Genomic DNA, 21932 nt, shown 5'->3' with positions numbered 1-21932 from the left:
GACGTGACTACAGATAGGGCCGGGTGAACATCTCGATCGCGTGGCCGGCGGGATCCTTGAAGTAGACCCCACGCTCACCGTGCTCGGTGTTGGTTTCGCCGGGGCGCGTCATCTGCGGATCCGCCCAGTGCTCGACGCCGCCGTCGCGGAGCCGACGGTAGGCCCGGTCGAACAGGTCGTCGTCGACCAGGAAGGCGTAGTGCTGCATCTGGATCCCCGCCGGCGGCTCGGCGAACTGCAGCAGCACTCCCTCGTCGAGCTGGACGTTGGTGAACAGGCCCCAGGACGGCGCTTCCGGGAGCTCGAACAGCTCGCGGAAGAAACGGCCGACTCGTTGCAGTCCTTGGCGGCGATGATGGTGTGGTTGAAGGTGACGGTCATTCGCTGTCCTCGCCCTCGGCCTCGCCCTCGGCGGTGATCAGCCCGTACTGGCCGTCGAAGCGGCGGTACAGCACCGCGCCCCGCCCCGACTGTCCGTCGCCGAAGAACTGGAACGCCATCTCGGTGTCGTCGAGGCGGGCCACCGCCTGGGTGGGCGTCAACCAGGGCACCGGGTACACGTTGATCGTCAACGGCACCCGGGTCGGGGTGGCCGGCGTCACGCCGCTCAGCCTGGCCAGCCGGTAGCCGGTGGGGCCCACCCGGTAGATGACGCTGTCCTGGCCGGTGTCGGCGTCGACGAACAGGTGGAAGTCGTAGTCCATCACGTCCATGAACAGCGCGGCCTGGTCCGGCGAGCAGTGTTTCAACTCGTAGGACTTCGTGCGCACGATGCGACGCGGGTCCGTCGACCCCGCTGCGGGAATGGAGCGCGGCCCGCCGGGCGGGGGCCATGTCCTGCCGACGTCCGGGTTGCGCAACCGGGCGATCTGCTCGCTCAGCCGGCTGCGCAGCAGCCGACCGGCCTCGGTGAAGAACGCGCCGGCCACCTGGGCCCGGACCGGATGACCGTCGACCTCGAGGTTCGTCTGGACCAGCGCCGACCACGGCAGGTTTCGTCGGTGGAACACCGCGAGCCTGACCCGCATCGACTCCAGGCCCTCGGGCACCCGGCGCGCGAACCGCGCCACCTGCCGGAGCACGTACTCCCGCGAGCTGTCCAACACCTCGCCCTGCGTCGCCACAGCGACACCAGCCAGATTCATCCGGGCGTTCACTCGCCATCCTCCAGCACGTTCACATGGTCGAAGTGCGCGAAGTGTGCAGCGGGCTTCGGGCCACGGCCAGGGTCCAAAGTCCCTTCGGCCTTCGGCACGCTCACCCGCGACATTCGGGAGCACGCCAGGGCCTTGCGGAACGAGGCCGGGAGGGTCAGCATCGAGCACACCGGCGGTCGGACGAGGCGGCGCTATCCGGAAGGTCCGTGGAGATGGGGATGCCGGACCAGGAACTCTCGGGGGACTACAGCTACGACCTGGCGCACGAGGTGATGGTCACGTCCGAAGCGCAGCGCGACAGGGCGAGCCGGGCGCCGCACGACGATGTTCCTGCGGCTGCCGGGACGGTCGAGCCGGAGGGGGACTACGGCTACGACGAAGCCCACGACCTGTGACCGGATCAGGCCTGGATGACCGGATCCTCCCGGCCTGCTCCCGCGACCTCGACAGGAACAGGCGCGGCGCCCGCAAGGGGCACGTGCAGCGAACGCGGTTCACCGCGTCCGTGCGACAGGGAGGCGACAGGGAGGACAGGACATGGCCGTCGACGAGGGAAAACTGAACGAGTTGCTGGGGGGTTTCGTCGCCGATCTCGGGGGGAGCTTCCAGGCCATCAGCGCGGTGATCGGCGATCGGCTGGGCCTGTACCGGTCGCTGCTCGCCGTCATGCCGGGCACGCCCGCCGAGGTCGCCGCGGAAGCGGGCGCCGGTGAACGGTACGTGCGCGAGTGGCTCAGAGGTCAGGCCGCCGGCGGCTACGTCACCTACGACCCCGCCACCGAACGCTTCTCGCTCACCGAGGAGCAGGCGTTCGCGCTGGCCTCACCGGACGGGATGCAGATCGCGGCGGCGTTCCACATCCCGGTCGCGGTCGCCAAGAGCACAGAACGGATCACCGACGCGGTGCGGACGAACGGCGGATTCGGGTGGCACGAGCACAACCCGGCGCTGTTCGAGGGGACCGAGCGGTTCTTCCGGCCCGGGTACGTCGCGAACCTGGTGTCCTCGTGGATCCCCGCGCTCGACGGGGTGGACGAGAAACTGCGGGCCGGCGCGAAGGTCGCCGACGTCGGCTGCGGACACGGTGCGTCGACGTTGTTGCTCGCCGAGTCGTACCCGAGATCGCAGGTCACCGGTTTCGACTACCACGGTCCGTCGATCGAGCAGGCGCGCAGCCGCGCGGCCGACGCCGGTCTCGCGGCCAGGGTGACCTTCGAGATGGCAGCAGCCGCCGACTTTCCCGGCACGGAGTACGACCTCGTCGCGATCTTCGATGCGCTGCACGACATGCCCGACCCGCTCGGCGCGGCGAAGCACATCCGCGAGTCGCTCAAACCGGAGGGGACCTTCCTCCTCGTCGAGCCCTACGCCAACGACAAGGTCGAGGACAACATCAACCCGGTCGGTCGCCTGTACTACACGGCATCCACGGTCGTCTGTGTGCCGCACTCGATGAGCGAGGAACCGCGCACGGCACTCGGTGCGCAGGCCGGCGAGGAACGGCTGACCGAACTCCTTCACGGTGCCGGCTTCACGCGCGTCCTGCGTGCGACGGAGACACCCTTCAACCTCATCATCGAGGCGCGTCCGTAGCTGTCGGCGGTTCGAATCACCCGGTCGCGAACTGCGCCGCCACCGGGGGCGGGCAGGACCGTGCGCGGCGTCGCGTTCGCGCCTGACGGCCGGCGGAACGTCGTCCTCGGAGGCGGGGATGATGGACCCATGGCCAAGTCTCCCATCCAGGACCTGGAGATCTCCGAGGACCCGATCCGGCTCGGGCAGTTTCTCAAGCTGTCCGGGATCGCCGAGGACGGCGGCCACGCGCGCGAGCTGCTGGAGACCGAACAGGTGTACCTCAACGGACGGCTGGAGATCCGCCGTGGCGCACAGCTGCACTCGGGAGACGTCGTCGCCGTCGGGGACCGCCGGGTCCGGCCGGTGCTGGCGCGCGGCTGAGCGCCGGATGGGGGCTACCAGCCCATCTCGGCGTCGATCCGCTGCCCGACCACCGGCGCCATCGACGCCATGTACGTCGCGGTGACGTGGTTGAAGTCCATATAGACGAGTACGTTGCCGACCTCGGCGGGGCAGAACCGGTCGTTGCAGAGCAGGTCGCTGAAGTCGAGGAACCGCACGTTCGCGGGCATGTCGGGGATCAGCGCGTACGGCGGAACCGGCGCGTAGACCTCGTCCCTGGCCACCCCGCACTCCTGGGCGCCCCGGCCATGTTGTTGGAGGCAGTCGGGTGGGGAGTAGTCGAAGCGGGGGTTGTCCCGCACGGCGAGTACCGGGATGCCCAGCTCGTCCAGTCGCCGCCACTGCTCGACGAAACCCGGCGGGGTCTGCTCGGTGAGCCCGGCCCGGACGTCCCGGGAGGCGAGTGCGAACACCGCGTCCGGTTGCAGGTCGATGATCTCCTGGACGGCCGCCTCGTTCCAGTCGACGCATTCCTGGTCGTCGGGATCGACCTCCGAAGCGGTCGAGAACGGGCAGGCGCCGCGCATGATCGTGACGAGCTGCCAGCCGCGATCCTCGGCGGCCGGGATCATCGCGGCGGCGTACTGCTGGATGTGGGAGTCGCCGACCAGCACGATCCGCCGGGTCGGTGAGTCGACGGGCTGGACGCACCGGTCCATAGCCGGGAACCCCGCCAGCGGCGCGCATTCCCAGTGCTCGAGGTGCGCCCAGTCCTCGTTGATGGTGATCATCGGTGGCAGGGCCTCGGCGTCCGGGGAACCCGAGTAGCTGAAGCCGTCGAGCAGGGCGATTGCTCCCGGGTGGTCCGGATCGCCGATCGCGGCCAGCGGGTTGGCCCTGGCGACCGCCGCGAACTGCCACACCGCCGCGGCCACCAGTACCACGACCAGGCTCACGGCGCCCACCCGGTACTGCCCGCGCAGGCCGAACGGGGCGCGACGCACCGGCTCCTCGACGAGGTGGTGGGTGAGCACGGCCAGCAGCAGCGAGCCCGCGATGATCAATGTGCCGCCCTCGAACCCGACCGTCTCCTGCTCACCGACCACCAGGACGAACAGCAGCACCGGCCAGTGCCACAGATACAGCGCGTAGCTGATATCGCCCAGGTAACGCATGGCCCGGGTGCTGAGGAAGCGGTCGGCGCCGTGCGGGCTGCCGGTCGCTCCGGCGAGGATGACCAGGCTGGCGCAGAGCGTCGGCCACAGCGCGGCGTAGCCGGGGAACACGCTGCCGACCTGCAGCACCATCCCGCAGCTCAGCAGCCCGATGATCCCGACCCAGCCGAGCACCACCCGCAGCCGCGGCGCGAGCACGATCGCGTCGATGCCGAGCGCGAGCAGCCCGCCGAGCGCGAACTCCCAGACGCGGGTGAGCGAGTGGAAGTAGGCCAGCGGCTGGTTGGTGATCGTCAGCAGCACCGAGAAGACCAGCGACGCGACGAACACCCCGAGCAGCGTCAGCGTGAGGTGGCCGCGCAACCGCTCCCGCGCCCGGCCCGCCACCATGGCCACGAGCGCCACCAGCAGCGGCCACACCACGTAGAACTGCACCTGGATGGACAGCGACCAGAAGTGCTGCACCACGCTGGCGGTGTTGTGCTGGGCGGAGTAGTCGACGGCGTCGGCGGCCAGCCGCCAGTTCTCCAGGAAGAACGCCGAGGCGACGACCTCACGCACCGTCTGCAGCCACCGGGCCTCCGGCAGCAGCAGCAGGCCCGCGACCACGGTCGCCAGCAGCACGGTCAGCGCCGCCGGGAACAACCGGGCGATCTGGCGGCCCCACATCGGGCGGAACGGGATCGGCCCGCGTGCTGCCGCCCGGAACAGCTGGCCGGTGATGAGAAATCCGGAGATCAGGAAGAAGACGTCGACGCCGCCGGAGACCCGGTTGAACCACACGTGGTAGACGACGACGAGCGCCACGGCCAGCGCGCGCAGGCCCTGCAGTTCGGGACGGAACCGCCGCGCCACCTGCTCGTCGGTCGTCCGGATGCGGACCATGGATCGAACATGGCTCATCCGGTGTGGGTCCTCCGGTCGGTCCTGGGCCGCCGCTCAGTGAGCCGGCCGGCCGATGATCGGCTCGGGACGGGGACGAGACCGATGTCCCCCGGGCCATGATGGCATGCGTCGATCACCGACGGTTCATGGAGGGTTACCGAGAGCGCCCTGGTGCTCACCCTCCGGGGCTTGCGTCAGTATCCGATGTAGCTGCCCGCGGAGTTGCTGCGGCCGCCGGCCCTGACCGTGTCGATCCCGTAGGTGGCGATCATGTACCGGACGCCGGCGGTGATGTTCGCGATCGGGTCGGTGATCGGCCGGTCGGCGAGGCTGGGGTGCACGAACTTCTTGAACGTCGACGGAATGGTCTGCATCAGCCCCTGCGAGGGGGTGCCGCGCCGCGCGTTCGAGTCCCAGAGGTTGATCGCCTTCGGGTTGCCGCCCGACTCGGCCATGATGATCTTCTTGATCCCGGGGGCCAGCGACTGCGGTAGCTCCGTGATCCGCAGCGCCTCGGCGATCCACCCGTCCACGCCGCCCTTGGCGATGATCGCGTTGATGCGGGCCTGTTCCGCCTGCTCCCGCGCCTGCTGGGCGTGCAGTCTGGCGAGCTCGTCGGCCAGCCTGCCCGCCTTGTCCAGCGAGGCCAGGGCGTCCTCCGCGGACGCGTCCGACTCGGCGTCCTCGGTGTCGACGATGAAACCGACCGGCGACACGTGACCGACGCTCGTGGCGGGCCCCGAGCCTGCCGGGAGGGTCCGCGCGTTCGCGGTGAGTGCGGCGGGGCCGATCTCGGCGGCTTCGGCGGTGTCCGGCCCGCTCATCGGTGCCGGGAGCACGACGGCGAAGGCTCCGGTCGTGACAACGCCGAACGCGGCGCCGATGGCCGCGGTGCTCGTTCCGATGCTGCGCTGCGGTGACAGGCCGCTGACGACCTGCCGATGAGCAGCCCGGTGCCGGGGAGTGGTCCGGATCGGGGTCCGGACCACAGGCACGGGCCTGCCGCTGGGGGAGCGGTGACCTGCCAAGACCTGTCCTTCCGCGCTCGGCCGACCCGCGAGCGGACGGCCGGTCGGGGGTCCGGTGAGCCGGTGGGGAGTCCGGCTCGGTGTCCGCTCGTAATCGGATCGTGACGACTGCCGGGGCACGTTACGGAAAGTGAACGCGTGACGACAAGCGAGTCGCTGGCGTGTCGTCGCTGATCAGCCGCCGTCCACCGGTTCGGGCTGCGTCCGGGCGGCCGCCGGCCGTGCGCCGAACGGTCACCTGATGCGATCGGTGGTTGTTGTCGCAGGAAGGAGACGGTCCGGACCGAACAGCAGGCACGTGTCCCCGAACTCGTGCCACCGGTAGCGCTCGGCGAGCGCGGCCGCGTACGCCCGCGCGACGAGCTCGCCTCCGGCGACGGCCTCGAGCAGGAGCAGATGCGAAGCCTGAGGTTCGTGCCAGCCGGTGATCAGGCCGCCGACGATCCGGGCCGGGCGGTCCGGCCCGAGCACGAGATCCGTCCATCCGGCGCCGGCCCGGACCGTCCTGTCGGCGGCGGCCACGGTTTCGAGCGCGCGGGTCACGGTGGTGCCGACCGCGACGACGCGCCCGCCGGCCGCGCGGGTCGCGTTCACCGCGTCGGCGGTGGCGGGTGGCACCCGGTAGCGCTCGGGCAGCGGAACCTCGTCCGCCTCCAGCGACGACACCCCGGTGTGCAACACGATCTCGGCGACGCCGACCCCGCGGGCGGCCAGCGCCGCGAGCACGGGGTGGGTGAACGGCCGTGCGGCGCTGGGCATCTCGGCGCTGGGGAAGGGATGCCCGTCGGCGGTGCCGGGCCGGGCGAAGATCGTCTGGAACGCCGAGAGCGGCCAGTGACGGCGCAGATAGGAGTAGCTGATCGGTCTGCCGTGCCGGTGCAGCCAGCCCATCAGATCGGCCCCGATGTCGAACCGGGCCCGCCACAGCCTGCTTCCGGCGCGAACGGCCTCGTCCGGATGCCCGCCGCGCAGGACGACGGAGCCGTTGCCGGGCAGCTCGATCTGTTCACCTGCCCGCCCGTCGGACACCCGCTCGCCCCCCGGCGAACGCAGCTCGACGACGAACTCCTCCGGCCCGCCGGGCACGGGCCCCGAGATGTGCACCGTGACCCCGCGCCCGTCGCCGCGGAGGGCGTCGACGGCGGCGGGCGCGGTCGGCGAGGTGTTGACGACGACGAGGTCGCCGGGGACCAGCGCGGTGGGCAGGTCCCGGAATCGGCGGTGCCGGATCGAGCCGGTGGGCCGGGCCACCAGCAACCGGACGTCGTCGCGGGCGGCTCCGCGGGCTTCGGGCGGCTCGGTGGCCGAGAGCTCTGGCGGCAGCTCGAACCGGGTCGCGGCGGTCACCGACCGGCCTCGCGCGGTATCGGCGAGCCGAGATCGGCGGCGCGATAGCGCCCGCTGGCGGGGCGCTCGTCAAGCAGCCGCAGCAACGCGGGCACCACGGTGGCGGGTTCGGGCCGGTCGGAAATGTCCTCCCCGGGGAACGCCCGCTGGTGCATGGCGGTGCGCATGTCCCCGGGGTCGAACGCATAGACCCGCAGCGCCGGCTCCTCGGCGCCGAGCACCGCGGCCAGCTGGTCGAGCGCGGCCTTGCTGGAGCCATAGCCGCCCCAGCCGGGGTACGCCTCGGTGGCCGCGTCCGAGCTGATCGTGACGACCGTTGCCGCGGCCGCCGAGCGCAGCAGCGGCAGCAGCAGCCGGGTGAGGGCGAACGGGGCGATGACATTGGTCTCGTACACGGCCTCGAACGCGTGCAGCGGCAGCTCGGCGAGGCTCGGCAGCGGGCTGGGGCCGAGCTCGCTCGCGTTGTGGACGAGCAGGTCCAGCCCGCCGGCGGCGCGCACCGCGGTGAGCAGCGCGCCGCGATGGGCGGGGTCGGTGACGTCTCCGGGTACGGCGACGACCCGGTCCGGGTGGGCCAGGGTGGCGACGGCGGCATGCAGCCTGCCGCCGTCGCGGGCGTCGACGACGGTCGTCGTGCGGCGGTCGGTGAGGGCGGCGGTGAGGGCGAAGCCGAAGCCCTGGGCGGCTCCGGTGACCAGTGCGGTACTCATCCCCCTACGATCGGAGCTGGAGTCAGGTTCAGGTCAAGGGGGAGTTGTGGACGCGAGGGATCTGCTCACCATCGGCGAGGTCGTGCAGCGCAGCGGCTTTCCGCATTCGGCACTGCGCTACTACGAGCGAGAGGGTCTGGTGAGCGCCACGCGCACCTCCGGCGGGCAGCGCCGGTACGAGCGCGGGGTGCTGCGCAGGCTGGCCTTCATCCGCGCCGCGCGGGCCATCGGTGTGGGCCTGGACGACGTGCGGGAGGCGCTGGACCGGCTGCCGGCGGGCCGGACACCGACCAGAGGCGACTGGACCAGGCTCTCGCGGGCCTGGCGCGGCCTTCTCGACGAACAGATCGAGGCGCTGGTGGCGCTGCGCGACGGTCTGGACTCCTGTATCGGCTGCGGCTGCCTGTCGCTGGCGCGTTGCAGGCTGATGAACCCGGGCGACCGGGCCGCGGCACAGGGCGCCGGCGCGCGGCTGCTCCCCGCTGCGCTGAGGCGCTCGTGAGCGGCACGTAACGCCTGGGCGTTACGTGCCGCTCACGAGCCTCACGGCAACTCCTCGATGACGACCGCGCCGTCGAGCTTGCGCAGCGCGCCGGGATCGCCGGTGACCGCCGGCCAGCCGCGCCGTCGGGCCGAGGCCGCGACCTGACCGGCGACGATGTCATCGTGCCCGGACGCCGCCATCAGCAGCCCGGACTCCTGAGCGGCGGCCGGTCCCAGCTCGTCGATGACCGTGATGGGCAGCCCGAGCAGAACCTGCAGGGCCGGGTGGTGCTCGGGGGCCAGAAGCGCCCAGGCGCGGCCGAGCGCCGCGCTCGGGATCGCGATGACGAGGTTCTCCTCGACGGCCGCCCAGACCAGGGCGCGCACGTAGACGGGCCGTCCGGTGGCGAACGCCGCCAGCGCCGAGGCGTCGAGGACTCTTCCGCCGATCACGCCGACTCAGCCGACGGCCGCGGACGGAACCAGGCGCAGCGACCGCCGCGCCGCGTCCAACTCGTCCTGTGGGGGCGGTCCACCGTAGAGGTCGGCCAGGGTTGCCAGGGAGCGGTCCCTCGACTGCCGGGCGGCGACCGCCTCGGCCACATAGGCCGACAGGCTCGCCGCGCATCCCCGCCGTACCGCGTCCCGTGCCTTGGCCACGAGCTCGGCAGGCAGAGTAACGGTCACCCGTTCGCTGCGCATACTCTCAGGCTAGCGGGCGCATACCCGGCGTGAGCGCGCGAGGTTGGGGCGCGACAGGTTACTCGCGAGTATGCCAAGGTGGACAGGCAGACGGCGAGTGTGGCGGACCAGCGCGCGAGGAGGCCGTGATGGACCTGACCTTCACCGAGGCCGAGGAGGACTTCCGCAGGCAGCTGCGCGCATGGCTGCGGGCCAACATTCCCGAGGAGTGGAAACGGCCGGGCTTCTGGGAGTCCTTCGACGACGACGAGAGCTTCCGGCTGCGCCGCGAATGGGAGCGGGCCAAGGCGCTTGCCGGGTTCGCCGGTATCCAGTGGCCGACCGAGTACGGCGGACGCGGCGGCACCCCGGGGATGAAGGCCATCTACGACGAGGAGATGGTGCTCGCCCGCGCCCCGCGCACGGTCAACCCGCTCGGCCTGACATTCCTCGCGCCCACCGTCATGGCGATCGGCACCGACGCGCAGCGCAAGGAGATCATCGGCCCGATGCTGCGCAACGAGGTCATCTGGTGCCAGGGCTTCTCCGAACCCGGCGCCGGCTCAGATCTTGCGGCCCTCGCCACGAAAGGCGTGCGCGACGGCGACGACTTCATCGTCAACGGGCAGAAGGTCTGGACCACCAATGCCGTGCACGGGGACAAGATCTTCGCCCTCGTCCGTACCGAGCCGGGCAGCACCCGCCACCGCGGAATCTCGATGCTGCTCATCGACATGCACCAACCGGGTGTCGAGGCGCGTCCGCTCCGGCAGATGAGCGGCGCCAGCGAGTTCGGCGAGGTGTTCTTCACCGATGCCCGCGTGCCCGCGACCGACTGTCTCGGGGAGATCGGCGACGGCTGGCGCACCGCGATGCTGCTGCTCTCGTTCGAGCGGGGGGCGTCGGGGATCGCGCAGTACACCGAGTTCCGCAGGCAGTACGACGAGATCGCGGCCGTCGCCAAGCGGCTGGGCCGCGACCGCGACCCGGTGATCCGCGACCGGCTCGCCAGGGTGCTCACCGAGCTGGAATGTCTGCGGCTGCACGCCATGTACGTACTCACCCAGGTCGAGTGTGGCCGCGACCTCGGCAGCGAGTCGTCGATGACCAAGCTGCAGTGGTCGGAGACGTTCCAGGACCTCTGGGAGGTCTTCGACGACATCCTCGGCGAGGACGCGACGCTCGACTCGATCGGGGAGCTCGACCTGCGGCCGATGCACACGGAGTCGATGTGGTCCCGGTCGGTGACGATCTGGGGCGGGTCCTCGCAGGTTCAGCGCAACATCACCGCGGAGCGCGTGCTCGGTCTGCCGCGCTGATCGAGGGGAACAGGGTTCGACATGTATTTCGCTCTCACCGACGACCAGCGTGAGTTCGACGCCGCCGTGCGCGGCTATCTCGCCGAGCGGTTCGACCTGGCGGCCGTGCGCGGCGAGTTCGAGGACGCGGTCTCGGCGGAGCCGGTGGGCGAGGGCCACCCGGAGGCGCTGTGGAAGGCCGCGGCCGAGCAGGGCTGGCCGGCGGTGCTGGTCCCGGAGGACCACGAGGGTCTCGGGCTCGGCATGGTGGAGGCCCAGGTGATCGCCAGGGCGCTCGGCGCCGGGATGGTGCCGGGGCCGTGGCGCGGCACGGTGCTGGCCGGCGAGGCGATCCGGCTCGCCGGTTCCGATGAGCAGCAGGCGGACTGGCTGCCGAGGGTGGCATCCGGTGAGGTGGTCGGCGCGCTGGCGCTGCGCGGCTCGGCGCCCGGAACCATCCCGGGGGTGGAGTACGGCCGGATCGCCGGCGTCGCGGTGGTCCGGTCGGGTGTTGGTCTCGCGCTCGTCGAGCGACCGGGTTCGTACGCGACCCCGCAGCGCTCCTATGACGGGACAACCCGGTTGGCGTCGCTCAGCGTGCCGGACGCCGGCGCGGTGCTGCCCAGGGCGAGCGAGGCGATGATCGTCGAGCTGACGGCGCGGGCGACCGTGCTCGTGGCGGCCGACCTGGTCGGCATCGCCCGCGAGTCGCTCTCGCGCACGGTGGCCTACGACCGGGAACGGCTGCAGTTCGGCGTTCCGGTCGGGTCGTTCCAGGCGATCAAGCATGCGCTGGCGGACCTGCACGTCGGGGTGACGATGGCCGAGCATGCGGTGCTGTATGCCGCATACGCCGTCGAGTCCGGTCTCGCGGGCCGCGAGCTCGCGGTCGCCGTGGCCAAGGCGAAGGCGGGTGACGCGGCCCTGCAGTCGACCGCCGCGATGATCCAGTACCACGGCGGTATCGGCTACACCTGGGAACACGAGACGCATTTCTTCTACAAGCGCGCCAAGCGCCTCGCGGGCCAGTTCGGGGACTCCGACGCACAGCGCCAGAAGATCGCCTCGCTGACGCTCGGCCCTGTGAGTGCGTAACAGTGTTCTAACACTGTTACGCACTCACAGGGGTTTGGTTCGCCCACACTGGACCCCTTTCGGTCCGCTGTGGATGCGATCAGCGCGGGTCCGTGGCACGGTGGAGAGATGCCGGGCCCTGTCGCTGTCAACGCCACCGCTGCCGCCCTGCTCGGGCTGCTGCACGACGGGGCGATGACGGGCGGCCAGCTGGTGGCCACGGCGGGCGAGCAGTTCGGTTCCTTCTTCTCGGTCACCCGCAGCCAGGTCTACCGCGAGCTGCCCGTGCTCGCCGAGGCAGGGCTGTTGCGGCTGGGCAAGCAGGGCCCGCGGGCCTCGCAGCAGTATGTGATCACCGCCGCAGGTAAGCGCGCGTTCAAGGCGTGGCTCATCTCCGGCAGCGGTTCGGACGCGTTGCGCAGCCCGCTCGTGCTGCGCGTGCTGCACGCCGGCACGCTGACGGCCAAGCAGCGGGCCGAGCTGATCCGCACCGCGCGGCTGGACTACGCGGCCCGGCTGGACGCCGCCCGCGCCGCCGCCCGCGGCGAGACCGACCCGTATCGCAGGGCCGTCGCCGACTTCGCCGTCGCGCACACCAGGGCCATGGTGAAACTGCTGGACTCGATCCCGACCGAGTAGCTGCCGGTGCGTACCCTGGACGGTTGTGAACCCCGACGTCGCAGCCGACCTGAAGGACCTCGCCGGCACCCTCGACGGCATCGAGACGGTCACCGACCTGCCTGCGCTGCGCGCCGAGATCGCCGACCTGTCCGAACAAGCCGGCCAGCCCGATCTGTGGAACGACACCGAGGCCGCGCAGAAGGTGACCAGCAGGCTCGCGCATGCCCAGGGTGAGCTGCGCAGGATCGAGGAGCTGCACCGCAGGCTCGAGGATCTCCCGGTGCTGTACGAGCTCGCCGAGGAGGAGGGCGACGAGTCCTCGCTCGCCGACGCCGACGCCGAGCGCCGCAAGCTCCGCGAGGAGATCCAGTCCCTCGAGATCCGCACCTTGCTCTCGGGCGAGTACGACCCTCGCGAGGCGCTGATGACCATCCGGGCCGAGGCGGGTGGCGTCGATGCCGCCGACTTCGCCGAGATGCTCATGCGGATGTATCTGCGCTGGGCCGAGCGGCACGGCTACCCCGTCGACGTCTACGACACCTCCTACGCCGAGGAGGCGGGCATCAAGTCCGCGACGTTCCAGGTACGCGCGCCGTTCGCCTACGGGACGCTCTCGGTCGAGCAGGGCACGCACCGGCTGGTACGGATCTCGCCGTTCGACAACCAGGGCCGCCGCCAGACCTCGTTCGCCGGGGTCGAGGTGGCGCCGGTCGTCGAGTCGAGCGACCACGTGGACATCGACGAGAAGGACCTGCGGGTGGACGTCTACCGCTCGTCGGGGCCGGGCGGGCAGGGCGTCAACACCACCGACTCGGCGGTCCGGCTCACCCACATCCCCACCGGGATCGTGGTCTCCTGCCAGAACGAGCGCTCCCAGCTGCAGAACAAGGCCACCGCGATGGCGGTTCTGCAGGCCAAGCTGCTGGAGCGGCGCCGCCAGGAGGAGCAGGCCAAGATGGACGCACTGAAGGACACCGGCTCGTCCTGGGGCAACCAGATGCGCTCCTATGTGTTGCACCCATACCAGATGGTCAAGGACCTGCGCACCGAGCACGAGGTGGGCAACCCGGGCGCGGTGCTCGACGGTGAGATCGACGGGTTCATCGAGGCCGCCATCCGCTGGCGGCGCACCCAGACCACCGGGGCGTAGCGCCGCCCGAACCCGCGGGCCTCCGGGGGTCGGATCACGGTCCGGTCGCGGCACGACGGTAACGTCCGCGTCCGTGATCCGCCTGGAACGCGTCACCAAGATGTACAAGACCTCGACGCGCCCCGCCCTCGACCGCGTCTCGGTGTCCATCGACAAGGGTGAGTTCGTGTTCCTCATCGGGCCATCCGGCTCGGGCAAGTCGACGTTCCTCCGCCTCCTGCTCCGCGAGGACGTCCCGACCAGGGGAAGCATCTTCGTCGCCGACCTCGACGTCGCGAAGCTGCCGCGGCGGCGGGTGCCGCGGCTGCGCCAGCGCATCGGATGCGTGTTCCAGGACTTCCGGCTGCTGCCGAACAAGACGGTCGGCGCCAACGTCGCGTTCGCCCTCGAGGTGATCGGCAAGTCGGGACCGACGATCCGCAAGGTCGTCCCCGAGGTGCTCCAGCTCGTCGGGCTGGAGGGCAAGGCGGATCGGATGCCGCACGAGCTCTCCGGCGGTGAGCAGCAGCGGGTCGCGATCGCGCGGGCGTTCGTCAACCGGCCGCTGGTCCTGCTGGCCGACGAGCCGACGGGCAATCTGGACCCCGATATCAGCCAGGACATCATGCTGCTGCTGGAGCGGATCAACCGAACAGGTACGACGGTGCTGATGGCCACTCATGACCATTCCATCGTCGACTCGATGCGCCGCCGGGTGGTCGAGCTCGATCTCGGGCAGGTCGTCCGCGACGAGTCGCGCGGCGTCTACGGTGTGGGGCGATAGCCATGCGGAGCGACTTCGTCACGCGGGAGGTTCTCACCGGCCTGCGCCGCAACGTCACGATGACCGTGGCCATGGTCCTCACCACGGCGATCTCGCTGGGGCTGGTCGGCACGGGGCTGCTCGCGGTGCGGACGATCGACGCCACCGAGTCGATCTACAGCGACCGGCTCGAGGTGCAGGTCGCCCTGACCCAGGACGTGTCGGCGGCCGACCATGACTGCACCCAGCCCATCTGCACCGGGCTCAAGGCGACGCTGGAGAACTCGCCGCTGGTCGCGTCGGTGCGGTTCGAGAGCCAGCAGCAGGCCTATGAGCGGTTCCAGGAGCTGTTCGCCGGGCAGTCGATCGCCGAGATCGCCCGGCCGCAGTCGCTGCCCGCGACGCTGCGGGTCAAGCTCGCCGACCAGAACGCCGGCGCCGAGGCGGTGCGCCAGGCGATGGCCGACCAGGTCGGCGTGCGCACCGTGATCGACCAGCGCGACGTCGTCGGCAAGCTGTTCGACTTCCTCGCCGGGGTCCGCAACGTGACATTCACACTCGCGCTCGTGCAGGCGGTCGCGGCGCTGCTGCTGATCTCCAACACGGTGCAGGTCTCGGCGTACACGCGCCGGGCCGAGGTGGGCGTCATGCGGCTCGTCGGGGCCACCCGCTGGTACACCCAGCTGCCGTTCCTCATCGAGGCGGTGGTGACGGGCGTCGTGGGCGCGGTGCTCGCCTCGATCGGGCTGATCTCGGCGAAGTTCCTTTTCATCGACGATCTGCTGGCCGGGATCGCGCAGAACGGCGTGATCCCCCCGATCGGTCTGCTCGACGTCGTCCAGACCTCGTTCTACCTGTTGCCGATCGGTGCCCTCATCGCCGGTATCACGGGGTATGTGACGCTGCGGCTTTATGTGAAGGTCTGATCCCGCCGCGCCGACGTAGGCTGGACGAGTGAAGGAGAAAGGCCGCAAGGTGATCGCGCAGAACCGCAGGGCGCGACACGACTACGCCATCCTCGACACCTACGAGGCCGGGATCGCGCTGATGGGCACCGAGGTCAAGAGTCTGCGGCTGGGCCGGGCCTCGCTCGCCGACGCCTTCGCCACGGTCGACGACGGCGAGGTCTTCCTGCGCGGGCTGCACATCCCGGAGTACACCCAGGGCAGCTGGACCAACCACGAGCCGCGGCGGACCCGCAAGCTGCTGCTGCATCGCGGCGAGATCGAGCGCCTCATCGGCAAGATCCGTGAGGGCGGCCTGACTCTGGTGCCGCTGTCGCTGTACTTCAGCGACGGCAAGGTCAAATGCGAGCTGGCACTGGCGCGCGGCAAGAAGAGCTACGACAAGCGCAGCGACCTGGCCAAGCGCGATGCCGAACGGGAGATCCAGCGGGCCTACGGACGGGCCGCGAAGGGCCGGGCGAGGGCGCTGCGGTGAGCCTCCCGACCCCGCCCGTCGACGACGGCGACGTGCCCCGATTCACCGCCGATCTCGGTCTGTCCGGGCTCGTCGACGCCCACGTGCACTTCCTGCCCGAGCCGGTCATGCGCAAGGTGTGGGCCTACTTCGACGAGGCCGAAACGCATTACGGCACGCCGTGGCCGGTTCAGTACCGGACGCCGGAAGCCGACCGCGTCGCGACGCTGGAGAAGCTCGGTGTCCGCGCGTTCGCGCCGCTGGTCTACCCGCACAAGCCGGGGATGGGCCGCTGGCTCACCGAATGGGTCACCGAGTTCGCCGAAGCGAACCCCGCGGCGGTCCCGACGGCGACGATCTATCCCGAGCCCGACGTCGCCGACTACCTCGGTGCGGCCCTGGAGGCCGGGGCGCGGGTGGTGAAGGTGCACGTGCAGGTCGGCGCCTTCGACCCGCGCGATGAGCTGCTGCGCCCCGCGTGGGGGATGCTCGCCGAGGCGGGGGTGCCCGCGATCGTGCATTGCGGGCACGGCCCGATCCCCGGCGAGCACACCGGTCTGGATGTATTCGGTGAGGTTCTTGCCGCGCATCCGCGGCTGACGGTGGTACTCGCGCATGCCGGTATGCCCGACTTCGCCGAGGCGCTCGAACTGGTACGCCGCTACGAGCGGGTGTACATCGACACCACGATGGTCGGTACCGCCTTCAGCGAGCGCATCGCCCCGCTGCCGCCGGACTGGCCCGCGCGGATCGTCGACGTCGCCGACCGGGTGGTGCTGGGCACCGACTTCCCCAACATCCCCTACCCCTATGCGGAGCAGCTGCAGGCCATCGCGGGCTGGGCCGCGGCCGACGACCGGCTCGGGACCGGGTTCCTGCGCTCGGTGCTGCACGACACGCCGCTGCGACTTCTGCGGCTGGGATGATCCGCGGACCCCTGGGCGTTATACTCGACGTCCTGCCCAGGCCGGGCGGGTCAAGGGGGTGAACGGTTTCGACTCCGGATGTTGAGCAAGGGGAAGCGTGCCGAGGAAGGCGACGATGACCTCGTTAACCACGCGTCGCAAAAAAATAAGTGCCGCTGATAAGCGCACTGCGTACGCCCTCGCCGCCTGAGGCAGGAGCGTCGCTGTCGGCCCGGGAGCGTTCCCGACCCGGTAACCGGCATCAGCTAGGGAACTGACCGTGCGGCTCGGTCGCGGGGCTGCACGGGACATCACACAGCGACTGGGATCGTCACACCGGCAGGTTCGCATGACCGGTGGGTCCGAGTAGAGGCGACGCGGACTGCGCACGGAGAAGCCCTTGTGACGCGACGGAGGACCCGGGTTCGATTCCCGGCACCTCCACCAGTGGTGGCGTACTCGAACGGAGCCGATGAGGAGGCCCCTCGAGCAAGATCGGTCGCAGCCTCCTCCCGGAGGAGGGGGCTGCGGTCCGTTATCGCCCGCGGCGGCCGTCGTGACGCCCGGGGTGGCGAGCTCGCCACCCCCGATCCTCTCAGCCGGTCAGAGGCCGGACGGGCACCTCTCGGTCGGCGAGGGCGCGACCGGCGGCGATGATGGCGAAGTCGAGTGCGATGCGAGCCTCCCGTAGCGCATCGGCGGTCCTGCGGGCGCCGGTGTCGTTGATGCCCCGAGCGGCGGCTGCGGAGACAGCGCCCTCCAGCGCGGCGAGCAGCGGCGCGGTGGCGTCGTGGACCAGCCCGGCGGCGCTCGTCGCGTGCTGGCGCGACTCCATCCGGCCGGCGAGGTCGGTGGCAGTGTGCGGGCCGGCGCCGATCCGGCCCGCGGTGGGCAGGGCGATGACGGTCATGGCGGTGTCTGGCTCTCCGGGCGACGGGATGGCTGGTTCTCGGACCGAGACCGGTGGTCTCGTTGGACGGTGCAAAGACTGCGCCGCGGCCGGCGCCCCGGACCAGCATGCTCTCCCTACGTTCGCCGGGGCCGACCCGACCACCTGAGGCGGGAGAACCCCCAGGCGTCGCATCGTGACGGTCCGAAGTCCCGTAGCGTTGCTAACGGAGCGGACGAGGAGGACGTGAGTGGCCGTCGACGAAGGCCCGGGCACGCGCACCGCCGCACCGACAGGAATGCCCCGGGAGATCTGGGTGCTGGTCGGTGCGGCGTTCGTGATCGCGATCGGGTTCGGCCTGGTCGCTCCCGCGCTGCCCGCGTTCGCCCGCAGCTTCGACGTCGGCGTCACGGCGGCGTCGTTCGTGATCAGCCTGTTCGCGGTGTTCCGGCTGGGGTTCGCACCGGTCAGCGGACGGCTGGTCGGCCGGTTCGGCGAGCTGCGCGTCTATGTGGTGGGGCTGTGCATCTCGACGCTCTCCACCGGCGCCTGCGCGTTCGCCGCGAACTATTGGCAGCTGCTGTTCTTCCGGGCGTTCGGCGGCATCGGCTCGACGATGTTCACGGTCTCGGCGATCTCGCTGCTCGTCCGGCTCGCGCCACCGGCGGCCCGGGGCCGGGCATCCGGCATGTGGGCCACCGGCTTCCTGCTCGGCAACATCGCGGGCCCGCTGGTCGGCGGGGTGCTCATCACCATCAGCCTCAGGGCGCCGTTCTACGTGTACACGGTCGCGCTGGTCGTCGCGCTGGTCCTGTCCGGGCTGATGCTCCGCGGCCGGACCGGGGGGTCGCCCGCGAGCGATCCGGATGCGGCCCCGGCGGCGACCTTCCGCGTCGCATGGAAGCATCCGACCTTCCGGGCCGCGCTCGCGGCCAGCTTCGCCAACGGCTGGACGGTGTTCGGGGTGCGGGTCGCGCTCGTGCCGCTGTTCGTCGTCGAGATCCTGCACCAGCGGGAGGACTGGGCCGGGTACGCGCTCGCCGTGTTCGCGGTCGGGAACGCCGCCGCGCTGATGGTCTCCGGCAGGCTCGCCGACCGGCACGGTCGACGGCCACCGGTGATGGCCGGGCTGGTGGTGACGGCACTGGGCACCGGGGTGCTCGGCCTGATCGGATCGCTTCCGCTGTTTCTCGCCGTTTCGCTGGTGTGCGGGGCCGGTAGCGGCCTGGTGAACCCGCCGATGACCGCGGCCGTTGCCGACGTGATCGGCTCGAAGGCCCGCGGCGGGACGGTGCTGGCGGGGTTCCAGATGGCCGCCGACGTCGGCGCGATCCTCGGCCCGGTGCTCGCCGGCGCCGTGGCCGAGACGAGCGGGTTCGCGGCGGCGTTCGTGCTGACCGGCGCGGTGTCGGCGCTGGCGCTGCTGTTCTGGTTGCGCGCACCGGAGACGCTGCCCGGCCGCTCCTCGGCGGCCGTCGACGCCTCCGCGGCCGCCGCCGTCAGCGACGGCCTGACCGTCCCGGGTTCCCGCGGCCGCGACACCGACCCGTCGTCCTGAGATGAGCCCGCTCGCGGAAGGGCGCTCAGCAAGCGTCGATAGGCTGAACGCGTGAAGCAGGGGTCCGGGCAGGTACTCGACATCATCGGGACGTTGGCCCGGCTCGGGCTTGCGGCCGTCTGGCTGGTCTCCGGCACGCTCAAGGCGCTCGACCCGGACCAGACCTATGTCGCCGTGCGCGCCTACGACGTGCTGCCGACCGAGTTGGTCGGGGTCGTGGCCGAGGTGCTTCCGTGGCTGGAGATCGCTTTCGGTGTGCTGCTGCTCCTCGGCGTCGGGACCCGGCTGGTCGCGGGGCTCTCGGCGCTGCTGCTTCTGGTGTTCATCGCCGGCGTGACCCAGGCCTGGGTGCGCGGGCTGTCGATCGACTGCGGCTGTTTCGGCGGCGGCGGCCAGGTCGCCCCCGGTGAGACCGCGTACGGCGTCGAGCTGCTGCGCGACGCCGGGTTCCTCGTGCTCGCGGGCTGGCTTCTGGTCCGGCCGCGCACCCTGCTCTCGATCGACGAGCGGCTTGAGTCCCGGCCGGTGGCCCGGTCGGGGGAAGGAAGGGACTGACGTGGGCGGAGCCTCGCGGAACGAGAGGCAGCGACGCCAGGAGGCGGCCAGGCAGCGCCTGGCCGCAGCCGGCATCACGCCGAAGAAGAGCGGGCTGGCCGGAACCAACCGCACCTCGATCATCCTCGTCGCGATCGTCGTGGTGGTCGCGGTGGCCGTTGGCGTCGGGGTGTGGCTCAGCCGCACGTCCACCGAGCCGGTTGCGGCCAACTACCCCGTCGCGCTGGACGGCACGGCCGTGGCGGCGGGCCAGGCGAACGCGCCGATCACCATCGACGTCTACGAGGACTACCTGTGCCCGGTCTGCGAGCGCTTCGAGACCACCTACGGTCCGCAGCTCGCCACGGCGCTCAACGAGGGCAAGATCAAGGTCAACTACCACTCGACCTCGATCCTGGACCGGTTCAGCAACCCGCCCGGTTACTCGACCCTTGCCGCGAACGCCGGCATGTGCGCGGTGCCCGCGGGTATCTGGCCCGCGTTCCACAAGGAGCTCTTCGACACCCAGCCCGCCGAGGGCGGGCCCGGCTTCACCGCCGCGCAGCTGGTCGAGAAGGGGAACGCGCTGGGCGCCACGGGTGACTGGCAGGAGTGCGTCACCAGCAACCGGCACGCCGGCGCCATCACCGCGGCGACCAACGAGGCGGCCGCCAACCCGGCGCTGCAGACCGACGGGCAGTTCGGGACCCCCACCGTCGCCATCAACGGCCAGAAGATCGATCTGGGTAACCGCGACTGGCTCAAGGAGGCTCTCGGCCAGGGCTGACCGGGCAGGCGGGCGAGCTGCATCGTCGCTCGCCCGCCCGCTGGTCGCGGATGAACCACCCGGTTGCGGGGCCCCCGAACGGACCGTGTACGGTTCTCTTATCGTAAGGGGCTGTGGCGCAGCTGGTAGCGCACTTGACTGGCAGTCAAGGGGTCAGGGGTTCGAATCCCCTCAGCTCCACCCTTCAGGCCAGGTATTTCGCCTGGTGGCAAGATCGCCCAAATCTGCCTGATAGCGACGTTTGATAGCAACGGGCTCAGTCGGAGAGCTGTTCGTCGAGGTGGTCGAGCGCGGCGCGCTGAGTTTCCAGGTTGACGTGCCCGTAGACGTTCATGGTCATCTCGATGGCGCTGTGGCCGACGATCTCCATGACCACCCGCGGGTGGATGCCCAGCGCGAGCAGCAGCGAGACGCAGGTGTGGCGCAGCCCGTGGAGCGGGACGCGGCGAATGCCATGCTCGTCGCAGAGCCGGCCGAACATGCGGGTGAGATTGCGCGGTTCCAGCGGGGTGCCCCAGCGGGTGCCGAAGACGTAGCCGGTGGGCGGCCAGGGCCGGCCGGGCCCACTGCCGTGGAGTTCCTGGAGCCGGCGGTGGTGCTCGGCCAGCGCGTAGAGGCAGCGGGGCGGCAGATGCACGGTGCGGTTGCTGCGGCGGGTCTTGGTGGGCAGCTCGCGGAGCCGGCCGTCGACCCGTTGGACGCTCCTGGCGATGCGCAGGGTGCGGGCGGCGAAGTCGATGTCGTCCCAGCGCAGCGCGCAGGCCTCGCTGCGGCGCAGACCGAGCATGAGCAGGAGCGCCCAGAGCGCGTCGAGGGGCTGCCCGCGGGTGGCGGCCAGCAGCTTGCGGGCCTCCGCAGCCGACAGCGGTTCGCGCGGCTTGAGCGGGGTGGGGGTCTGGATGCGGACGAGCCGGGCGACGTTGCGGGAGACCAGCTCCTCGCGGCAGGCATGTTCGAGCGCGGAGCGCAGGGTGGCGTGGGCGTACTGGATGGAGCGCGGGTTCATCCCGTCGGCGCGCATGGCGTCGACCATGAGCCGGACGTCGCGCACGGTGAGCCGGGCGAGCTTGCGTTTCCCGATGCGCGGGACCAGGTGCAGCCGGACGTTGCTCTCGTAGCCGGCCCAGGTGCTGGGGCGCACGTGCTGGCGTATGTGGGTCAGCCACTCGGCGAGGTACTCGCCCACGGACAGGCCGGCCGGGGTGGCCGGCACCTGGCGCTCGGCCTTGTCGAGCAGCTCCCGGAGCTTGGCGCGGGCCTCCTGGCGAGTCTTGCCGTAGACCACGACCCGGCGGCGGCCGCCGGTGACGACAGGCAGGTAGGCGGCCGCGCACCAGCGGCCGTCCTTCCGGTGCCAGACGCTGCCCTCGCCGTTGGCGTTGCGGCTCATGCGACGTCGCTGTCTTCGAGCATGCGGCGGGCGAACTCGCGCACCGCGTCGACCGGGACGCGCCGCAGTTTGCCGATCTTGAAGGACTGGAGCTGGCCGGTGCGGATCAGGTCGTAGACCGTGCAGCGGCCGACGTGGAGTGCCTCGGCGGCCTCCTCGGCGGTCAGCAGGACGCGGTCCAT

At 71.0% G+C, this 21932-nt stretch carries 25 protein-coding genes, 1 tRNA gene, 1 other RNA gene and 1 pseudogene; 17 read left to right on the top strand and 11 right to left on the bottom strand.

Going from position 1 to position 21932, the window contains the following annotated elements; genetic code table 11:
- Window positions 1-7: 7 nt before the first annotated feature.
- Together G567_RS28620 and G567_RS28615 are read right to left on the bottom strand one after the other, a co-directional pair.
- Window positions 8-381: pseudogene (locus G567_RS28620) on the bottom strand (VOC family protein).
- Complete coding sequence (locus tag G567_RS28615; protein WP_051232934.1) at window positions 378-1157, bottom strand: sigma 54 modulation/S30EA ribosomal C-terminal domain-containing protein; 780 nt, start codon at window positions 1155-1157, stop codon at window positions 378-380. Before G567_RS28615 ends, G567_RS28620 begins: the two are co-directional and overlap by 4 nt.
- Window positions 1158-1375: 218 nt before the next feature.
- Between G567_RS28615 and G567_RS0113250 the strand changes: the two genes are divergently transcribed.
- The 3 genes from G567_RS0113250 (at window position 1376) to G567_RS0113240 (ending at window position 3113) form a co-directional block, all read left to right on the top strand.
- Window positions 1376-1552: a hypothetical protein gene (locus tag G567_RS0113250; protein ID WP_154667148.1), complete on the top strand. Its 177-nt coding sequence runs from the start codon at window positions 1376-1378 to the stop codon at window positions 1550-1552.
- A gap of 142 nt (window positions 1553-1694) precedes the next feature.
- Window positions 1695-2750 carry a class I SAM-dependent methyltransferase gene (locus G567_RS0113245; RefSeq protein ID WP_028930379.1) on the top strand — a complete coding sequence of 352 codons (1056 nt, stop codon included), beginning with the start codon at window positions 1695-1697 and terminating at the stop codon, window positions 2748-2750.
- A 129-nt stretch (window positions 2751-2879) separates the two neighbouring features.
- Window positions 2880-3113 carry an RNA-binding S4 domain-containing protein gene (locus G567_RS0113240; protein ID WP_028930378.1) on the top strand — a complete coding sequence of 78 codons (234 nt, stop codon included), beginning with the start codon at window positions 2880-2882 and terminating at the stop codon, window positions 3111-3113.
- Window positions 3114-3127: 14 nt separating this feature from the next.
- Here G567_RS0113240 and G567_RS0113235 read toward each other — a convergent pair whose 3' ends face one another.
- The 4 genes from G567_RS0113235 to G567_RS0113220 form a co-directional block, all read right to left on the bottom strand.
- Window positions 3128-5134, bottom strand: coding sequence for an acyltransferase family protein (locus G567_RS0113235; RefSeq protein WP_051232932.1), 2007 nt, complete (start codon window positions 5132-5134; stop codon window positions 3128-3130).
- Window positions 5135-5328: 194 nt separating this feature from the next.
- Entirely contained in the window at window positions 5329-6129 is an 801-nt protein-coding gene (locus tag G567_RS32080) for a transglycosylase SLT domain-containing protein (RefSeq protein ID WP_147201087.1), read from the bottom strand.
- Window positions 6130-6396: 267 nt separating this feature from the next.
- Window positions 6397-7509 (bottom strand): S-adenosylmethionine:tRNA ribosyltransferase-isomerase, encoded by a 1113-nt coding sequence (locus tag G567_RS28605; protein ID WP_051232927.1) that lies wholly within the window; start codon window positions 7507-7509, stop codon window positions 6397-6399.
- Window positions 7506-8219, bottom strand: a complete 714-nt coding sequence (locus tag G567_RS0113220; RefSeq protein WP_028930376.1) for an SDR family NAD(P)-dependent oxidoreductase — start codon at window positions 8217-8219, stop codon at window positions 7506-7508. The genes G567_RS28605 and G567_RS0113220 overlap by 4 nt, the downstream gene beginning before the upstream one ends.
- 46 nt (window positions 8220-8265) lie before the next feature.
- Between G567_RS0113220 and soxR the strand changes: the two genes are divergently transcribed.
- Window positions 8266-8721 (top strand): redox-sensitive transcriptional activator SoxR, encoded by a 456-nt coding sequence (gene soxR / locus G567_RS0113215; protein ID WP_028930375.1) that lies wholly within the window; start codon window positions 8266-8268, stop codon window positions 8719-8721.
- Window positions 8722-8762: 41 nt separating this feature from the next.
- Here soxR and G567_RS0113210 read toward each other — a convergent pair whose 3' ends face one another.
- Together G567_RS0113210 and G567_RS0113205 are read right to left on the bottom strand one after the other, a co-directional pair.
- Complete coding sequence (locus G567_RS0113210) at window positions 8763-9155, bottom strand: type II toxin-antitoxin system VapC family toxin (protein ID WP_028930374.1); 393 nt, start codon at window positions 9153-9155, stop codon at window positions 8763-8765.
- A gap of 6 nt (window positions 9156-9161) precedes the next feature.
- Window positions 9162-9404: a ribbon-helix-helix domain-containing protein gene (locus G567_RS0113205; RefSeq protein WP_028930373.1), complete on the bottom strand. Its 243-nt coding sequence runs from the start codon at window positions 9402-9404 to the stop codon at window positions 9162-9164.
- 128 nt (window positions 9405-9532) lie between these two features.
- Between G567_RS0113205 and G567_RS0113200 the strand changes: the two genes are divergently transcribed.
- The 9 genes from G567_RS0113200 (at window position 9533) to ssrA (ending at window position 17039) form a co-directional block, all read left to right on the top strand.
- Window positions 9533-10702: an acyl-CoA dehydrogenase family protein gene (locus tag G567_RS0113200; protein WP_028930372.1), complete on the top strand. Its 1170-nt coding sequence runs from the start codon at window positions 9533-9535 to the stop codon at window positions 10700-10702.
- Window positions 10703-10723: 21 nt separating this feature from the next.
- On the top strand, window positions 10724-11776 hold the full coding sequence (locus G567_RS0113195; protein WP_028930371.1) for an acyl-CoA dehydrogenase family protein: 1053 nt from the start codon (window positions 10724-10726) through the stop codon (window positions 11774-11776).
- Between the two features lie 108 nt (window positions 11777-11884).
- A complete protein-coding gene (locus G567_RS0113190; protein ID WP_028930370.1) occupies window positions 11885-12394 on the top strand; it encodes a PadR family transcriptional regulator in 510 nt (169 codons plus the stop codon).
- Between the two features lie 25 nt (window positions 12395-12419).
- Window positions 12420-13526, top strand: a complete 1107-nt coding sequence (gene prfB / locus G567_RS0113185) for a peptide chain release factor 2 (protein WP_028930369.1) — start codon at window positions 12420-12422, stop codon at window positions 13524-13526.
- Window positions 13527-13599: 73 nt separating this feature from the next.
- Entirely contained in the window at window positions 13600-14289 is a 690-nt protein-coding gene (gene ftsE / locus G567_RS0113180; RefSeq protein ID WP_028930368.1) for a cell division ATP-binding protein FtsE, read from the top strand.
- Between the two features lie 2 nt (window positions 14290-14291).
- Window positions 14292-15194, top strand: a complete 903-nt coding sequence (gene ftsX / locus G567_RS0113175) for a permease-like cell division protein FtsX (protein ID WP_028930367.1) — start codon at window positions 14292-14294, stop codon at window positions 15192-15194.
- A 28-nt stretch (window positions 15195-15222) separates the two neighbouring features.
- Window positions 15223-15708: an SsrA-binding protein SmpB gene (gene smpB, locus G567_RS0113170; protein ID WP_028930366.1), complete on the top strand. Its 486-nt coding sequence runs from the start codon at window positions 15223-15225 to the stop codon at window positions 15706-15708.
- The gene (locus G567_RS0113165; RefSeq protein ID WP_028930365.1) at window positions 15705-16613 is read left to right on the top strand and encodes an amidohydrolase family protein; all 909 of its coding nucleotides are present in this window, start codon (window positions 15705-15707) and stop codon (window positions 16611-16613) included. Before smpB ends, G567_RS0113165 begins: the two co-directional genes overlap by 4 nt.
- Window positions 16614-16667: 54 nt before the next feature.
- Window positions 16668-17039: a transfer-messenger RNA gene (gene ssrA, locus G567_RS33215) on the top strand.
- A 148-nt stretch (window positions 17040-17187) separates the two neighbouring features.
- Here the strand turns inward: ssrA and G567_RS0113160 are convergent.
- Window positions 17188-17502, bottom strand: coding sequence for a hypothetical protein (locus G567_RS0113160; RefSeq protein ID WP_028930364.1), 315 nt, complete (start codon window positions 17500-17502; stop codon window positions 17188-17190).
- Between the two features lie 229 nt (window positions 17503-17731).
- Here G567_RS0113160 and G567_RS28600 point away from each other — a divergent pair, with 229 nt between their 5' ends.
- The 4 genes from G567_RS28600 to G567_RS0113140 all read left to right on the top strand — a co-directional run bounded on the left by G567_RS28600 (window position 17732) and on the right by G567_RS0113140 (window position 20540).
- On the top strand, window positions 17732-19039 hold the full coding sequence (locus G567_RS28600) for an MFS transporter (protein WP_307724145.1): 1308 nt from the start codon (window positions 17732-17734) through the stop codon (window positions 19037-19039).
- A 51-nt stretch (window positions 19040-19090) separates the two neighbouring features.
- Window positions 19091-19594 (top strand): MauE/DoxX family redox-associated membrane protein, encoded by a 504-nt coding sequence (locus tag G567_RS28595; protein WP_037057099.1) that lies wholly within the window; start codon window positions 19091-19093, stop codon window positions 19592-19594.
- 1 nt (window position 19595) lies between these two features.
- Window positions 19596-20360, top strand: coding sequence for a DsbA family protein (locus G567_RS0113145; RefSeq protein WP_028930363.1), 765 nt, complete (start codon window positions 19596-19598; stop codon window positions 20358-20360).
- Window positions 20361-20467: 107 nt separating this feature from the next.
- Window positions 20468-20540, top strand: a tRNA-Ala gene (locus tag G567_RS0113140).
- Window positions 20541-20616: 76 nt separating this feature from the next.
- Here the strand turns inward: G567_RS0113140 and G567_RS0113135 are convergent.
- Both G567_RS0113135 and G567_RS0113130 read right to left on the bottom strand, forming a co-directional pair.
- Window positions 20617-21750 (bottom strand): tyrosine-type recombinase/integrase, encoded by a 1134-nt coding sequence (locus G567_RS0113135; RefSeq protein WP_028930362.1) that lies wholly within the window; start codon window positions 21748-21750, stop codon window positions 20617-20619.
- Window positions 21747-21932 carry a helix-turn-helix domain-containing protein gene (locus G567_RS0113130; protein WP_028930361.1) on the bottom strand — a complete coding sequence of 62 codons (186 nt, stop codon included), beginning with the start codon at window positions 21930-21932 and terminating at the stop codon, window positions 21747-21749. Before G567_RS0113130 ends, G567_RS0113135 begins: the two co-directional genes overlap by 4 nt.

Origin of the sequence: Pseudonocardia asaccharolytica DSM 44247 = NBRC 16224 (assembly GCF_000423625.1) — a bacterium.
Classification (GTDB): Bacteria; Actinomycetota; Actinomycetes; order Mycobacteriales; family Pseudonocardiaceae; genus Pseudonocardia; species Pseudonocardia asaccharolytica.
This window is presented reverse-complemented; position numbering and strand designations above follow the sequence as displayed.

Excerpts from the sequence above, each read along its gene's own strand:
- G567_RS0113250 (WP_154667148.1), top strand. The coding sequence starts at position 1,376 with ATGCCGGACCAGGAACTCTCGGGGGACTACAGCTACGACCTGGCGCAC.
- G567_RS0113245 (WP_028930379.1), top strand. The coding sequence starts at position 1,695 with ATGGCCGTCGACGAGGGAAAACTGAACGAGTTGCTGGGGGGTTTCGTC.
- G567_RS0113240 (WP_028930378.1), top strand. The coding sequence starts at position 2,880 with ATGGCCAAGTCTCCCATCCAGGACCTGGAGATCTCCGAGGACCCGATC.
- G567_RS0113235 (WP_051232932.1), bottom strand. The coding sequence starts at position 5,134 with ATGGTCCGCATCCGGACGACCGACGAGCAGGTGGCGCGGCGGTTCCGT.
- G567_RS0113220 (WP_028930376.1), bottom strand. The coding sequence starts at position 8,219 with ATGAGTACCGCACTGGTCACCGGAGCCGCCCAGGGCTTCGGCTTCGCC.
- G567_RS0113205 (WP_028930373.1), bottom strand. The coding sequence starts at position 9,404 with ATGCGCAGCGAACGGGTGACCGTTACTCTGCCTGCCGAGCTCGTGGCC.
- G567_RS0113200 (WP_028930372.1), top strand. The coding sequence starts at position 9,533 with ATGGACCTGACCTTCACCGAGGCCGAGGAGGACTTCCGCAGGCAGCTG.
- G567_RS0113195 (WP_028930371.1), top strand. The coding sequence starts at position 10,724 with ATGTATTTCGCTCTCACCGACGACCAGCGTGAGTTCGACGCCGCCGTG.
- G567_RS0113190 (WP_028930370.1), top strand. The coding sequence starts at position 11,885 with ATGCCGGGCCCTGTCGCTGTCAACGCCACCGCTGCCGCCCTGCTCGGG.
- ftsX (WP_028930367.1), top strand. The coding sequence starts at position 14,292 with ATGCGGAGCGACTTCGTCACGCGGGAGGTTCTCACCGGCCTGCGCCGC.
- G567_RS0113160 (WP_028930364.1), bottom strand. The coding sequence starts at position 17,502 with ATGACCGTCATCGCCCTGCCCACCGCGGGCCGGATCGGCGCCGGCCCG.
- G567_RS0113135 (WP_028930362.1), bottom strand. The coding sequence starts at position 21,750 with ATGAGCCGCAACGCCAACGGCGAGGGCAGCGTCTGGCACCGGAAGGAC.
- G567_RS0113130 (WP_028930361.1), bottom strand. The coding sequence starts at position 21,932 with ATGGACCGCGTCCTGCTGACCGCCGAGGAGGCCGCCGAGGCACTCCAC.